The sequence below is a fragment of the Pseudomonas sp. SJZ074 genome (assembly GCF_007828215.1).
Classification (GTDB): Bacteria; Pseudomonadota; Gammaproteobacteria; order Pseudomonadales; family Pseudomonadaceae; genus Aquipseudomonas.
In genome coordinates this window covers 1-16,647 of the sequence record NZ_VIUE01000054.1, presented here as the reverse complement: position 1 = coordinate 16,647, position 16,647 = coordinate 1, and the positions used below count along the sequence as shown (strand labels likewise).

The window sequence follows — 16,647 nt, the reverse complement described above, 5'->3', positions numbered from 1 at the left end:
CACGCCCAGTTCAAGCAGTTGCCGGGCCAGGTGGTTGGCGCGGCGGTTGAGTTGGCGATAGCTCAACTGGCGGTCTTCGCAGACCAGGGCCACGGTGTCGGGGTTGGCCTGCACCTGGGCTTCGAACAGTTGGTGGATCGGTTGCGCCGGGCCAAAATCGCGGGCGGTGCGGTTGAAGTCTTCGAGCAGCAACTGGCGCTCGCCAGCGGGCAGCACGTCGAGGCTGCTGGCGAGACGATCAGGGGCCTGCTCCAGGGCGTCCACCAGCGCGGCCACGGCCTGGCCCAGGTAGGCGGCGATGCGTTGCGGATCGATGCCGGTGATGGATTGGGCGGTCAGGGAGAAGCCGTCCGCCACATTCGCCACGGCGATTTCGATGGGGTAGTTGGTGCGGGTTTCCGAGGCGATGAAGTGCATGCCTTCGTGCTCGCCCATGTCCTCGACGTTTTCCCCGGAGGCGTTCACCAGGTCGCCGTGCCGGCAGTTGAGGATCACCGTGAACAGCGGCAACGAAGCGTCCACCGCACTGCAACGCTGGGCCAGGGCCAGGGAAGCCTGTTCGTGGGTCAGCAGCTCGCTCAGTTGCTGGTAGGCGTCATGGACGATGTCGCTGACAGTGTGCTGCTGCAAGCGGATGCGCATCGGCAAGGTGTTGATGAACATTCCCAATGCATGGTCGGCACCGGCAGTGCCTTGGGACCGACCTGACAGCACCGTGCCGAAAATCCCGTCGTCGCGGCCGCTGGTCGCGGCCACTACCAGGCCCCAGGCCGCATGGAACAGCACCGAGGTGGGCACCCCTTGCTGGCGGGCCGTGCGGTGGATCCGGGTACTGAGCTCATCGCCCAGGTGCTTGACCGCGCGCTTGATCCCGGCGCCGTTGCCACGCACATCCAGCACCCCGTAAGGCGCGGTGGTGGAGTCGACATCCGCGAGCAAGCGGCGGAAGTAGGCTTCGTGGTCGGCCTGGGACACGCTGGCGGCCTGGGCGATGAAGTTCCGGTAAGGCTGGGATGGCGGCAGACTGTCGGCCTGGCCGGCCAGGACCGCCTGGATCTCCAGCATGATCAACCGCAACGTCACGTTGTCGCTGACCAGGTGGTGGTCGAGCAGCGCCAGCAGCCATTGCCCGCGAGGCTCGTCCTCGATGATGTATGCGGCAATCAACGGTGCCCGTTGCAGGTCGAGGCGCAGATGATGGGTGTCGGTCGTGTCACGCAGGATCTGCAGGGCGTCTTCGCCGGGGAAGCAATCCAGGGTTACCACCGGCAGCTGCGCCTGGCGATGGACAATCTGCACCGGCTGCGGCAGGCCTTGCCAGCGCAGGGCGGTACGCAGAATGTCGTGGCGGTCGATCACTACCTGCACGGCGGCCAGGAAGTCATCGAGCAACTGGCGTCGGCTGAACGTTACCACCGTGCGCATCAGGTACGCATCGCCTTCGGACTGCAACAGGTGATGGAACAGGATGCCTTCTTGCAACGACGACAGCGGGTAGATGTCCTGCACGTTGGCGGCGCCGCCGGGAACATCGGCGACAATCTGTTCGATTTCCTGCTGGCTGAGGGTCACCAGCGGCAGCATGTGCGGTTCGATGGCGGTGCAATCGGCGGGGATCAGGTTCTCCGGCACGATCCGTTGCGCGTTGTTGCCGCCGGCCAGCGCAGCGGCCATGGCCTTGAGGGTCGGCGCCGAGAACACCGTGCGCACGTCCAGTTGCAGGTCGGCCTGACGCAGGCGCTCGATCAGGCTGATGACCAGGAAGGAATGGCCGCCGAGTTCGAAGAAGTGGTCATGGCGACCCACCCGTTCTACCCCGAGCAACTCCTGCCAGGCATTGGCCAGGGTGATTTCAATGGCGCCCAGCGGTGCCTCATACCGCTGGCTTGCGGCGGCGGACGCGTCCGGTGCCGGCAAGGCGTTGCGGTCCAGCTTGCCGTTGGTGGTCAGTGGCCAGGCCGTCAGCGTCACGAAGGCGCTGGGCACCATGTGTTCGGCCAGTACGCTCGCCAGTTGGCTGCGCAAGGCCGACGATTCCACGACGACCCCTTCATGGGCGATCAGGTACGCCACCAGGCGCTTGTCGCCGGGCTGGTCTTCGCGCACGGTCACCAGGGCTTCACGGACTTCGGCGCAGGCCAGCAGTTGGGCTTCGATTTCGCCCAGCTCGATGCGGAAGCCGCGGATCTTGATCTGCGAGTCGTTACGACCCACATAGACCACCCCGCCGTCGGCGCGGTAGCGGGCGATATCGCCGGTGCGGTACAGCCGGGCATCGGCGTGTGTTGCGAACGGGTCGGGAATGAAGCGCTCGGCGTTCAGTTCGTTGCGATTGAGGTAATGCCGGGCCACACCGGCACCGCCGATGTAGATCTCACCATTGACCCCCACCGGCACCGGTTGCCCGTAGTCGTCGAGAATCCGCAAGCACAGGTCGGGCAGGGGCGGGCCGATCAGGCTTGGCGCGCCCGCGTCGATTTCCTCCTGGCTGACCGGGTAGTAAGTGGCGTGCACGGTGATTTCGGTGATGCCGTACATGTTCACCAGGCGCGTGCGGGACAGCGCCGTACGCGCGGTCCATGGCCGCAGGCTGCGGAAGTCCAGGGCTTCGCCGCCGAAAATCACTTCCCGCAGGCCGTGTTCCAGGTCGCTGCGCTCACGGGCTTCGATGAACTGGCGGAAGGCGCTTGGCGTCTGGTTCAGCACGGTCACTTGTTGTTGGCAGACCAGTGCGTAGAAGTCGTCGGGCGAACGGGCCACGTCGCTCGGCACCACTACCAGTTTGCCGCCGTAGCTCAGCGCGCCCCAGATTTCCCAGACCGAGAAGTCGAAGGCAAAGGAATGGAACAGCGTCCAGACATCCTGGTGACCAAAGTCGAACAGTTCGGCGGTGGCGTCGAACAGACGCGCCACGTTGCCATGTTCCACCAATACCCCTTTGGGCAAACCGGTGGAACCTGAGGTGTAAATGACATAAGCCAAGTGCTGCGACGTCAGGCCGAGCGCGTCAGCGTCCGGATTGCGATCCAGTTCTGTCAGGTCATCTGCCGCGAGGTCCTCGTCGAGGCTCACCACCGGTACGGCGTGCTCGGGCAGCGCGCCGAGGCACGTCGGTTGTGCCAGCAGCGCGACCGGGGTGCTGTCGTCCAGCAGGTAGCCGAGTCGTGCGGCGGGGTAGGCCGGGTCCAGCGGCACATAGGCCGCACCGGCCTTGAGCACTGCCAGTACCGCGCAGACCATTTCCACGCCGCGTTGGGCCAGGATCGCAACCCGGTCGTCAGGGCGCACGCCCTGGGCCAGCAGCAGCCGGGCGACGCGGTTGGCCCGGCGATTGAGGGCCTGGTAACTCAGTTCCGTTTTGCCAAAGACCAGGGCAATGTTGTGGGGCTGGGCGGCGGCGAGTTGTTCGAAGCGTTGATGTATCAACGCTTCGGGGCTCAATACAGCCTTGGGCGGTAACGCCGCAGGTGAGGCCTGGCGCTGTGCGGGACTGAGCAACGGCAAACCGAGCACGGGTTGCTCGACATCCGCCACCATCGCTTCGAGCAGGGTCTGGAAATGCTGGGCGAAACGCTCCACGGTGGTGCGGTCGAACAGATCGCTGGCGTATTCGATCACGCCAGCCAGCGTGCCGCCGTCATTGCCCAGGGTCAACATCAGGTCGAACTGCGCGGTTTCATGGGCCTGGGCCACCGGCACCAGGGTCAGGCCGGGCAGGCTCAGCTCGCCACCGCCCGGGGTGTTGTCCAGCGACAGGGCGACCTGGCACAGCGGGTTGTGGCTCAGGGAGCGCGGCGGCTGTACGGCTTCGATGACTTGCTCGAAAGGAATGTCCTGGTGCTCGTGAGCCGCCAGGGTGGTCTGTTTGATCTGCTCCAGCAGTTGCGCCACGCTCGGGTTCTGCGTCAGGTCTACGCGCAGGGCCAGGGTGTTGACGAAGAAACCGATCAGGTTTTCGGTCTCGGTGCGGCCGCGGTTGGCCGTCGGTACGCCGATGACCACGTCCCGTTCGTTGCCCAGGCGCGCCATGAGCACCGACCAGGCACTGAGCAGCGCCATGAACAGGGTCACGTTGTGTGCCTGGCAGAAGTGCTCCAGGCGTTCGCGCAAGGCCGGGGCGATGGTCACCGCGACGTCGCCGCCGCGATAGCTCTGCATCGCCGGACGGGGGCGGTCGGTGGGCAGGGATAGCAGGGCCGGCGCGCCTTCCAAGTGCTCACGCCAGAACCTGGCCTGGCGATCGAGGCGTTCGCCGTCGAGGGCCTGGTGCTGCCAGGCGGCGTAGTCGGCATATTGGATCGGCAACGCCGGCAGGGGATCGGGCTGCTGCTGGCTGAAGGCCCGGTAGAGGGCGGCGAATTCCTTGACCAGCACCCCCACCGACCAGCCGTCGGAGATGATGTGGTGCTGGGTGATCAGCATGATGTGCTCGTCATCGGCCAGGCGCAGCAGGCGCCCACGAATCAGCGGCCCACGGCTCAGGTCGAACGGCGCCAGGGCCTCATTGTTGCCGATGCGTGATGCGCTGAGGCTGGCCTGTTCATAGGGCAGCGCACGCAGGTCCTGTTCGGCCAGGGCGAAGCCACAGTCCGCCGGGGCGATGACTTGCACCGGCTGTTCGCCACGGCGTTCGAAGGTGGTGCGCAGGCTTTCATGCCGGGCCACCAGGCGATCCAGCGCGGCCTTGAGGGCCGCACGGTCGAGATCGCCACGCAGCAGCAGGGCCGCCGGCATGTGGTAGGCGCTGCCGGCGCTGGAATCGAGCTGGTCGAGGAACCACAGGCGCTGTTGGGCGAACGACAAGGCCAGCGGCCCGTTGCGGTCGACCAGGGCGATGGTCTCGGCCTCGGCGGTGAGCGGGTGACCCACCACCCGTGCCAGTTCTTCCACGGTGGGGTGGCTGAACAGTTCGCGCAGCATCAGCTCGCAGCCCAACTGCTGCCGCACCCGGGAAACCAGTTGCGCGGCCAGCAGGGAATGCCCGCCCAGTTCGAAGAAACTGTCATGGCGACCCACGCGCTCAAGGCCTAGCAATTCCTGGAAAATTTGCGCCAGGGCGATTTCGGTGGCGCCTTCGGGGGCGGTGTAGCCGCGCTCGGACATGGCGCCCAGGTCCGGTTCGGGCAAGGCATCCTGGTTGAGTTTGCCGTTGGCCGTGAGGGGGTAGGCGTGCAGGCTGACGAAGGCCGTCGGGATCATGTAGTCGGGCAGGGTCGCACCCAATTGCTTGCGCAAGGCCGCCACTTCCAGCACCGCGCCTGAACGGGGAATCAGATAGGCGATCAGGCGCTTGCCCTGGCTCACGTCATCACGGGCCAGTACCCGGGCTTCACGCACACCCTCGCAGGCCAGCAACTTGGCTTCGATCTCCCCCAGCTCGATGCGGAAACCACGGATCTTCACCTGGGCGTCCATCCGGCCCAGGTGCACGATCTCGCCGTTGTCCAGCAACTTGCCCAAGTCCCCGGAGCGATACAGCCGCTCGCCGGGCCGGAACGGGTCGGCAATGAAGCGTTCGGCGCTCAAGGTCGGACGGTTCAGGTAGCCGCGGCCGACCCCCAGGCCGCCGACGCAGATCTCACCGGCCACGCCGACTGGCAGCAGCCGCTGCTGGGCGTCGAGCACATAGGCCACGGTGGTCGGAATCGGCCGGCCGACATTGGAGATGCCGGCGGCGATGTCGGCCGCACCAATGGCTTTGTAGGTGACGTGGACGCAGGTTTCGGTGATGCCGTACATGTTCACCAGCGCCACATGCCCGAAGGCACGGTGGAAGGCATCGAGCTTGCCCAGCTCCAGGCTTTCCCCGCCGAAAATCACGTAGCGCAAATCCGTCAGGCGCACGTCCGGTGTCGCCAATGCGGCGGCACTGAGCTGGTGGAACGCCGAGGGCGTCTGGTTCAGCACCGTCACCTGTTCGCGTTCGAGGAAGTCCAGCAGCGCTGCCGGATCCCGACGCAAGGCTTCAGGCACCAGGGTCAGGCGTGCGCCATGGAGCAGCGCGCCGAAGATTTCCCAGACCGAGAAGTCGAAGGCGTTGGAGTGGAACAGCGACCAGACGTCCTCGGCATTGAACTGGAAGTCCGGGCGATTGTTGTGCAGCAGCCGCACGACGTTGCGGTGTTCGAGCAGTGCACCTTTGGGCTCGCCGGTGGAACCCGAGGTGTAGATCACATAGCAGAGGTGTTCCGGGGTGTTGACGTGGGTCGGGTTGGCGACACTGGCATCGACGTTGCCGAGGGACGGATCGAGGACTTCGATACCCAGCGCCTGCAGCGCCGGCGCCATGCCCTGACGCGCGATGGCCTTGCGGGCACCGCTGTCGCGCAGCACATAGGCAATACGCTCCTGGGGCGAGGCCGGGTCGATGGGCACATAGGCGCCGCCGGCCTTGAGCACCGCCAGGGTGGCGACGATCATCTGCACCGAGCGCTCCAGCGTGATGGCCACCAGTTCCTGGGGCCGCACACCTGCGGCGCGCAAACGGTGGGCGAGGCGGTTGGCCTGTTCGTTGAGTTGGCGATAGCTCAACTGCTCCTCGCCGAGGTTGACGGCAATGCGCTCCGGTGTCCGGCGGGCCTGCTCCTCGAAAATCTGCTGCAGGGTCAGGGTGTCGGGCCAGGCCGCTTCACTGTCGTTGAAGTCGATGATCTGCCGCTGCCGCTCGGCGCTGTCCAGCAGAGGAACATCGTCGACTCGCTGCAGGGCATCTTCGACAAAGGCTTCCAGCAGGCGCACGTAATGGCGCATCAATTGCTGGATGAACCCGGCGTCGAAGAACTCCGCGTTGTACACCACATGCCCGGCCCAGCGTTGTTCACCAGCGGTGATCAACAGGTGCAGGTCGTTCTTGCCGTAGCCCAGGTTGCTTTCCAGAGTATTGACCCCCAGTCCCGCGACCCGGGCGCTGGCGTCGGTGTCGCGCTGGAAGTTGAACAGTACGTCGAACAGCGCGGTGCGGCTCATGTCCTTGGCCGGATTCAGCGCCAGCACCAACTGGTCGAACTGCATGTGTCGATGGCGCAGGGCCTGGGTCAGGTTGTGGCTGGTCTGTTCCCAGAGCTGTTGCAAGGTGGTGTCGCTGTCGCAGAAGCCGCGCATCACCAGCAGGTTGTCCAGCGGCCCGACGACGTCGTTCAGACCGGGCTCGCGGCAGGCGGCCGTGGTGCCGATCACCAGTTCGTCGTGGCCGGCATAGCGGCGCAGCAACGCGGTAAAGGCGCTGAGGGCCAGGCTGTCGCTGCTCACGCCGACTTCCCGGGCCAGGGCTTCGAGGCGGCGGACCAGCGGCGCTTCGAGGCTGAAGGCATGGGTCGCTTCGGCGAACACATGCACGGCCATGCGCGGCCGATTGAGCGGCAGTTCCAGGGCTTGCAGCTTGCCGCGCAACTGATAGCTCCAATAGGCCCGCAGGTTCTCCAGCACCGCAGCCGGGAGCTGGCGTTGCCAGGCGGCAAAGTCGCCATAGCCCAGCGGCAGGGGCGGCAGCTCGGCGTTGCGTTCGGCGCAGGCGGCTTCATAGAGGGCCAGCAGGTCGCGCTTGAGCAGTTGCATGGAGGTGCGGTCGGCCAGCAAATGATGCACGGCAATCGCCAGCACGGCGGTGCGTTCGTCCGCCTGCACCAGGCTGGCGCGCACCAGGCTACCGCTGTTCATGGCCAGCGGCCGACGGGTCTCGGCCAGGGCCTGGGCGGCGAGGGTGTCCGGGTTGCCCTGGATTCGTTCAAGAGACAGGGTTGCCGGTCCGTCGAAGCACTGCCAGGCACTTGCACCGTCGCTCTGGATCCGGCAACGCAGGATGTCGTGACGAGCCAGCAGGCCGTCGAGGGCGGTTTGCAGGGCCGGTTGGTTGATCTCGCCGGTCAGCTCCAGCAGCAAGGGGATGTTGTGATAGACCGGGTTGGCGTCGTACAGGTAACCGTTCTCGAAGGTGTCGACGAACCAGAGCCGTTCCTGGTGATAGGACAGCGGCATGCGCTCCGGCACCGGCGTCAGCGCGGTGATGGGTGGCAGGACCAGGGTCGGGTCCAGTTCCAATGCACCGATACGGGTGTCCGGTGCTTCGGTGAAACAGTGCAGCAGGCGTTCGAAGCGCGCCGCGAGGCGTTCGACGGTGGCGGCATCGAACAGCGCGGTGGAATATGACAGGCTGCATGACAGGCTCGGGCCACCTTCGTCGATGTGCAGGGACAGGTCGTGCTGGGTGTTGTCCTTGCGCGACGGCAGGAACTCCAGGTCCAGACCCGGCAACTGCAACTGGCCGCCGGCACCCCCGGCATTGGTGTAGAGCATGGTCTGGAACACTGGGCTGAAGCTGGCACTGCGCGGCGGCTTGAGGGCTTCGACCACCAGTTCGAACGGGGTGTCCTGACGGCTGGAAGACTCCAGCATCAGATCCTTGACCTGCTGCAACACCTGCTCGAGGGTCGGGTTGGCTTCCAGGCGGATGCGCAGGGCCAGGGTGTTGACGAAGAAGCCGATCAACGACTGCACATCCTGGCGGTCGCGGTTGGCGGCAACGGTGCCGATCACCAGGTCCTGTTGGCCGCTGATCCGTGCCAGCAACACCGCCCAGGCCGCCATCAGAGTCATGAACGGCGTTGCGGCGCGGGACTGGGCGAACCGGGCGATGGCGGCGGACAACGCGGCGGGCAGGTCGAAGCCCAGGGTTTCACCCCGATAGCTTTGCACCGCCGGGCGTGGCCGGTCGGTGGGCAGCGCGAGCAACGCCGGAGCGCCGGCCAGGTGAGCGCGCCAGAATTCCACCTGCTGGTCGAGGCGCTCGCCTTGCAGGTGACGGCGCTGCCAGGCAGCGTAGTCGGCATATTGCAGGGTCAGTGGTGGCAGCGGATCGGCTTGTCCGGCACTGAATGCCTGGTACAGCGCGGCGAATTCCTTGACCAGCAGGCCGATGGACCAGCCGTCGGAGATGATGTGGTGCTGGGTGATCAACAACCGATGCTCATCGTCGGCCAGGCACAGCAATGTGCCGCGGATCAGCGGACCGTGCAGCAGATCGAACGCTCGGGCCGCTTCCTCTTCCGCCAGCCGGGCCGCTTGCCGTTCAGCCTCTTCCCGAGGCAAGTGGCGCAGGTCCTGTTCCTGCAGGTTGAAGCCGCAGTCGGCCGGGGCGATCACCTGCACCGGCTGTTCGCCATCGCGGCGGAAGGTGGTGCGCAGGCTTTCATGCCGCGCCACCAGGCGATCGAGGGCATTCTTCAGCGCGGCCCGGTTAAGGGCCCCGCGCAGCACCAGCGAAGCGGGGATGTGATAGGCGGCGCTGGCGGTCGGGTCCAGCTGATCGAGGAACCACAGCCGCTGCTGGGCGAACGACAGCGCCAGCGGTCCCTCGCGATCCGCGCCGGTGATGTCGTCGGGAGCCGTTTCGATGACCCGTGTGGCGCCGCGCTGCTTGAGCAGGCGCAGCAGTGCGGCACGTTTCAACTGGTCGAGACTATCGTTATGTTCGTTCAATTGTTAAGCATCCTTGGAGACGATAGCGAGCAGTTCGCTTTCAGACAGCGAAGCCATTTCTTGTTGCAGGTCCATCAATTCGTCCGACTCGTACTGGGCCAATTGCAGCGTGGTAATCAGGTCGGCCAGTGCCAGCAGGGACGGGTGTTCGAAGAGGCTCCTGAGGGGCACTTCGACGGCGAAGGTTTCTCGCGCCCGCAGGGTGACCTGTACCGCCAGCAGCGAATGGCCGCCGAGTTCGAAGAAATCGTCATGCCGACCGATCCGCTCCAGCCCCAGCAGGTCGGCCCAGATCTGCGCCAGCAGTTCTTCGGTTTCGCCGTTGGGGGCTTCGTACTCGCGGTAGGCGAAGTCTTCGCTGCGAGGCGCGGGCAGGGCGCGGCGGTCCAGCTTGCCGTTGGGGCTCAGCGGCAACTGCTCGACCACCACGAACGCCGCCGGGACCATGTAGTCTGGCAATTGCGAGGTCAGGTACGGGCGCAGAGTGCTGCTGGCGTTGCGGCCGGTCAGATGTGGCTCGACGCTCAGGTAGGCCACCAGGCGCAGGGCCCCGGGGCTGTCTTCACGAGCGATGACGGCCGCTTCGCGCACCCCCGGCAGGGTCAGCATCAGGGCTTCGATTTCGCCGGGCTCGATACGGAAACCGCGGATTTTGACCTGCTGGTCGTTGCGTCCGAGGAATTCGAGTACGCCGTCGTCACGCAGGCGCACCAGGTCGCCGGTGCGGTACATCCGCGCCTCGTCGTCTGGGCTGAACGGGTCGACGAGGAAGTGTTCGGCGTTCAGTTGCGCCCGGTCCAGGTAGCCCCGGGCGACACCCGCGCCGCCCACGTACAGCTCACCCGGCACGCCGAGTGGTGCCGGCCGGCCCTGTTCGTCGAGCACGTACAGGCGGCTATTGGGGATGGCACGACCAATCGGCACGGTGCCCTGGTCCCGGGCGGTGCAGCGATGCACCGTGGCCCAGACGGTGGCTTCGGTGGGGCCGTACTCGTTGTACAGGACGATGGCCGGTTCCAGGCCTGCACATTCCTGTACCAACTGGGCCGGGCAGGCTTCGCCGGCGACGACCATCTCCCGCAGGCTGCCGTGCCCGTTTTCGCTGGCAAGGCTCGCCAGCACCAGCCGGCCCAGGGACGGCACGCACAGCAGTGAGGTAATGGCCTGTTCGCCGATGACGCGGGCGATGGCTTGCGGGTCGCGGGCGGCTTCGGCCGTCGGAACGCACAAGGTGCCACCGCTGATCAACGTGCCGAAGATTCCCGCCACGGAGCTGTCGAAGGCAATCGACGAGAGCAACAGGAAGCGCTTGTCGGTCGCTGGCCCGTACACCGTGCGTCGGGCCAGCGTCGAGGCAACCAGGTTGCGGTGTTCGATCATCACCCCCTTGGGTTTGCCGGTGGAGCCGGAGGTGTAGATCACATAGGCCAAGTGTGCCGGAGTCAGGCCGGTGGCATCCCAGCGTGGATCGCGGGTACTGGTCTGCGCCGCCAGGGCCTGCTCGATGGCCAGGTAGCGGGTGCCTTCCTGCAGCGTGCCGACGGCTGCGCGACCGACCGGATCGGCCAGCAGCAGGCGCGGCCGTGCATCCTCGACAATCGACGCCAGGCGTTCGGCCGGGTAGGTCGGGTCCAGCGGCACATAGGCGCCGCCGGCCTTGAGAATGCCCAGCAGGCCGCTGATCATCGCCGCGCTGCGTTCAACGCAGATCGCCACCAGATCACCCGGTTGAACCCCCGAGGCGATCAAGTGATGGGCCAGGCGATTGGCTTGGGCGTTGAGCTCGGCGTAAGTGAAGGTCTGCCGAGCGTCGACCAGGGCACAGGCGTCCGGCGTGCGGAGTACCTGCTCTTCGAACAGGTGCTGGATGCACAGGTGCGTCGGGTAGTCCTCGCGGGTCTGGTTGAAGGTCTCCAGCAGCAGGTTACGTTCCTGGGGTGGCAGCACATCCAGTTGCGTGAGTGCAATCCGCGGCGTGTACATCAAGGCCTGGGTCAGTTGTTCCAGGGCCCGTTGCATCAGGGCGCAGATGCGTTGCGGGTCCACCGCCCGGACGCTCTGTACCGTCAGCCCCAGGGCATCGCCATAGTCGTTGACCGACAGGGTCAGCGGGTAGTTGGTGCGTTCGGCGCTGTTCAGGATGCGCATGCCCGGCCATTGCAACTGGCTGTCGTCGCGCTGGTGCCGGTAGTTGAGCAGGGTAGTGAACAGCGGCAAGGCACTGGGTACGTCGCTGCAACGTTGGGCCAGGGCCAGGGAGGCCTGTTCGTGGGCCAGCAGTTCGATCAGGTCGCGGTGGGTCGCCAGGACCTTGTCGTTGGCGCCAGCGCCGGCCAGTTGTACCCGCACCGGCAAGGTGTTGATGAACACCCCCAAGGCCCGTTCGGCCCCCGCCGAGCCTTGCAGGCGACCGGCGACCACGGTGCCGAACACCACATCGTCGCGCCCGGTACAGCGGGCCAGCACTTGCGCCCAGGCCACGTGGAACAGCGTCGCCGGGGTAATGCCGCGTTCCCTGGCCTGAGCCCGCAAGCGCAGGTTGAGTTCGACGCTCAGTTGCACGCTGGCCTCTTCGATGTGATTGCCATCCCCTTGTACTTCGAGCAGGTCGAAGGGCGCGGTGGGCGAATCGACGTCGGCCAGTCGACGGCTGAAGTAGGCCTCGTGGACCTGGGCCGGCGTGGCTTGGGTCTGGGCGATGAAGTCGCGATAAGGCTGTGGTTTGCCCAGGCTGTCGCCTTGTCCGTGAAGGATCCCGTGGATTTCTTCCAGGACGATTTCCAGGGTGACGTGGTCGCTCGCCATGTGGTGATTGAGTAGCGCCAGCATCCAGCGTTCGGAACGCGGATCCCGGGCGATGCAGGCCCGCATCAGCGGTGCCTGGCGCAGATCCAGGCGCAGTTGCCGTGGGTCGCTCAGGGCTTCGAGCTGGCTGAGCGGGTCCTGGTGACTGTCCAGGGTGACGCTGTGCACCGGCAGACGCGCCTGGCGTTGCACCACTTGCACCGCCTGGGGCAAGCCGTCCCACTGCACGCAGGTGCGCAGGATGTCATGGCGGTCGATCACCTGCTGCAAGGCGCCGATAAAGGCATCGAGGCGCTGGCGGTCGTCGAACTCGAGCAGCGAGCGCACCAGATAGGCGTCGCCTTCGTGTCCGAGCAAGTGATGGAACAGGATGCCTTGCTGCAGCGGGGCCAGCGGATAGATGTCCTGGATGTTCGCGGCGCCGCCCGGTACCGCGGCGACGATGCGTTCGAGCTGATCCGCTGTCAGGTCCACCAAGGGCAACATGTCCGGCGTCAGGGCGGTGCAATCGGCCGGGATGCGGTTGGCCGGGGCCTGGAAGGCGCTGTGGCTGGCATCCGTCAGGGCCGAAGCGAGGTCCCGCAGGGTCGGGGCACCGAAGACGCTGCGCACGTCGGCATTCAGGCCGTGTTCGCGCAGGCGTTCGATCAGGCTGACCGCCATCAACGAGTGACCGCCGAGTTCGAAGAAGCCATCGTGGCGGCCGACCCGTTCGAGGCCCAGCAGTTGTTGCCAGATATCGGCGATAGTCTGTTCCACCGTCCCTTGCGGTGCCTCGTAGGCCTGGCTGGCGTAGGCGTCCTGATCCGGTTCGGGCAGGGCCCGGCGGTCCAGCTTGCCGTTGGGGGTGAGCGGCAGGGCGTCCAGCACCACGAAGGCGCTGGGTACCATGTGCTCGGGCAGGCGGCCCAGAAGTTCGGCGCGCAACGCGGTGGCGGCCGCCGGTTCGCCGCACAGGTAGGCCACCAGGCGCTTGCCGGCCTGATGGTCGCGGGGGACGACGGCTGCTTCGCGGACCCCGGCAAGGGCGGCGAGGGCAGCTTCGATTTCCCCAAGCTCGACCCGCAGGCCACGAATCTTCACCTGATCGTCGTTACGTCCCAGGTATTGCAGGGTGCCGTCGGGCAGCCAGCGGCCGATGTCGCCGGTCTTGTACAGGCGGGCATCGGCCCGCTCGCTGAACGGGTCGGCGATGAAGCGTTCGGCGCTGAGCTGTGGCAGGTTGAGATAACCCCGCGCCACACCGACACCGCCGATATGGATTTCGCCAGGTACACCCATTGGCAGCAATTGCCCGTGAGCATCCAGCACATGCAGTTGCATGTTGCGGATCGGCCGGCCGATCGGAATCGAGCGGTTGCGGTAAGCCCCGAGATCGGTATCGGCGGTGTACCAGGCGACCACGTCGCTGCACTCGGTGGGCCCGTAGCTGTTGATGATCGCCGGCCGTGGCAGCGGCAGTTTTTCCAGCATGGCGACCTGGATCGGTTCGCCACCCAGCACCACCCGTTTCAGGCAGGCCAGTGCTTCGTGCTGGTCGGCGTCCACCAGGGCGTGGAAGGCGCTGGGGGACATGTTGAGGTGGGTAATCCCGGCCTCGGCGATCTGCGCGACAATGGCGCTCGGGTTGAACGGTTCTTCGGCCAGGTGCAACGCGGCGCCGACCATCAGCGGGGCGAGGATGTTCTTCTGGGTCAGGTCGAAGTTATAGGACGAGGCCAGCAGCACCGCATCGCCGGCATGGAAGGCCAGGTCGTCGAGGTACCAGTCCAGCAGGTTGCGCAGGCCGCGATGTTCGACCATCACACCTTTTGGCAGCCCGGTGGAACCGGAGGTGTAGATGACGTAGGCCAGATGAGCGAAGTTCAGCTCGTTCACTTGCGGGTCATAGGCCGGCTGCTGCAGCAGCGTCGGGCTGCCCAGTTCGAGGGTGGCCAGGCCTTGCGGCACCGGCAGTTCCTCCAGGCCTTGCTGGCGCACCAGGGCCCGCGGCGCGCTGTCGGCGAGCATGTGGGTCAGGCGTTGTGCCGGGTATTGCGGGTCCAGCGGCACATAGGCCGCCCCGGCCTTGAGGATGCCCAGCAGGCCGATGACCATCTCCGGGCTGCGACGGGCGCAGAGGCCGACGGTGTCGTCAGGCCGCACGCCCAGAGCGATCAAACCGTGGGCCACGCGGTTGGCCTGGGCATTGAGTTCGGCGTAGCTCAGGGTTTGCCCGGTACCGACCAGCGCCACCGCATCCGGTGTCCGACCTGCCTGTGCGGCGAAGACGGCGTGAGGGAAGCGATTCGGGCTTTCATCCAGGGCAACGGACGCAGGGTTGAACGTCTCCAGCAGTTGCCGGCGTTGCGTGTCATCGAGCAAGGGCAGGGTTGCCACCGGCTGCGTGGCATCGTCGAGCATCCCATCGAGCAGGTGCAGCAGGTGCCGGCCCCAGCGGGCGATGGTGGCTTCATCGAACAGGTCGGTGGCGTACTCGAACTGGCCGCTGATGGTCTCGCCGTCGTCATTGAGGGACAGACTTACGTCGAACTGGGTGGTGCCGGTGGGCTGGGCCAGTGGGCTCAGGCTCAAGCCTGGCAATTCCAAAGCCTGGTCCTGTGGCGTGTTGCCGAGCACCAGCATGGCCTGGAACAGCGGGCTATGACCAAGGCTGCGCTCCGGTTGCAGGGCCTCGACCACTTGTTCGAACGGCAGATCCTGATGGCCGTAGGCGTCGAGGGTGGTGGCCTTGATGCGTTCGAGCAGTTGTTCCACAGGGCTATCGGCCTGCACGTCGATGCGCAGGGCCAGGGTGTTGACGAAGAAGCCGATCAACGCTTCGGTTTCACGGCGTGGACGGTTGGCGACGGGCGTGCCGACCACGACTTCCGCCTGATTGCTCAGGCGCGACAGCAGGATCGACCAGGCCCCCAGCAGGGTCATGAACGGGGTCAGGCCGCGCTGCTGGCTGAAACGCCGCAGGCGCGCGCTCAACGGAGCGGGCAGTTGCAGCGCCAATGCGGCGCCCTGGTAGCTTTGCACCTGGGGCCGTGGATGGTCGGACGGCAATTCCAGCAGCGCCGGGGCGCCGGTGAGGTGTTCCTTCCAGAATTGCGTCTGGGCTTGCAGGCGCTCGCCTTGCAGGTGCTGCTGTTGCCAGGCGGCGTAGTCGGCGTATTGCAGGGCCAGGGGCGGCAAAGGATCTTCGCGGTCCTGGCTGAACGCGGCGTACAGCGCATTGAACTCACCGATCAACACCGCCACCGACCAGCCGTCGGAGACGATGTGGTGCTGGGTCACCAGCAGGATGTGCTCGTCATCGGCCAGGCGCAGCAGGCGTCCGCGAATCAGCGGGCCGGCGCTCAGGTCGAAAGCCGCGCGGGCTTCTTCCTGGGACAGCTGTTCGACGGCCTGTTGCCGGGCCTCGGCGTCCAGGGTTTGCAGGTCATGCTCCACCAGGGCGAAACCGATGTCGGCCGGGGCGAAACGTTGGCGTACTTCGCCGTCCTGGCGCTCGAAGGTGGTGCGCAGGCTTTCGTGGCGGGCGACGATGCGGTTCAGGGCCCGTTGCAAGGCGTCCCGGTCCAGGCTGCCGCGCAGGTGCAGGGCGGCGGGCATGTGGTAGGCGACGCTGGCGGCATGGTCCAACTGATCGAGGAACCACAAGCGCTGCTGGGCCAGGGACAGCGGCAGCGGCTGCTCGCGGGAGACCACGGCAATCGCCTGGAGCCGGGACTGGCCGGCCTGTTCGACGTGTCGGGCCAGTTCGCTCAGGGAGGTCTGGGCGAACAGGGTGCGCAGGTCGATCTCGGCACCGAGGTCCTGGTGCAGGCGGGCTTGCAATTGCACGGTGAGCAGGGAATGGCCTCCCAGTTCGAGGAAACCGTCGTGACGGCCGACCTGATCCAGGTGCAGCAGGCCTTTCCAGATTTCGGCGATGGCGATCTCGGTGTCACCCAGCGGCGCCTCGTAGGCTTTGCTGGCGAGGGCGTCCTGACCGGGCTCGGGCAGGGCACGACGGTCGAGCTTGCCGTTGGCGGTCAGGGGCAGGGCGTCCAGGTGTACGAAGGCGCTGGGCACCATGTATTCGGGCAGGCCGCTCAACAGTGCACTGCGCAGTTGCTCGGCTGGCACCGGTTCACCGCAGACATAGGCCACCAGGCGATTATCGTCCCGGGCAATGACCACGGCGTCGGTGACGCCAGCACAACCGAGCAGCACGTTCTCGATCTCACCCAACTCGATGCGGAAACCACGGATCTTCACCTGGAAGTCATTGCGGCCCAGGTATTCCAGCGTACCGTCGGCCAACCAGCGACCGAGGTCGCCGGTCTTGTACAGGCGCGCGTTCGGTTCGCTGCTGAACGGGTCGGCGATGAAACGCTC

The 16,647-nt window shown here is 66.1% G+C and carries 2 protein-coding genes; both read right to left on the bottom strand.

Annotation, left to right across the window (positions count from 1 at the left end; all coding sequences use genetic code 11):
- Positions 1-9,474: non-ribosomal peptide synthetase (locus FBX99_RS28530; protein ID WP_145133790.1), on the bottom strand; the 9,474-nt coding region annotated here is incomplete at its 3' end.
- 3 nt (positions 9,475-9,477) lie between these two features.
- On the bottom strand, positions 9,478-16,647 hold a 7,170-nt coding region (locus FBX99_RS28525; RefSeq protein WP_145133788.1), incomplete at its 5' end, for a non-ribosomal peptide synthetase.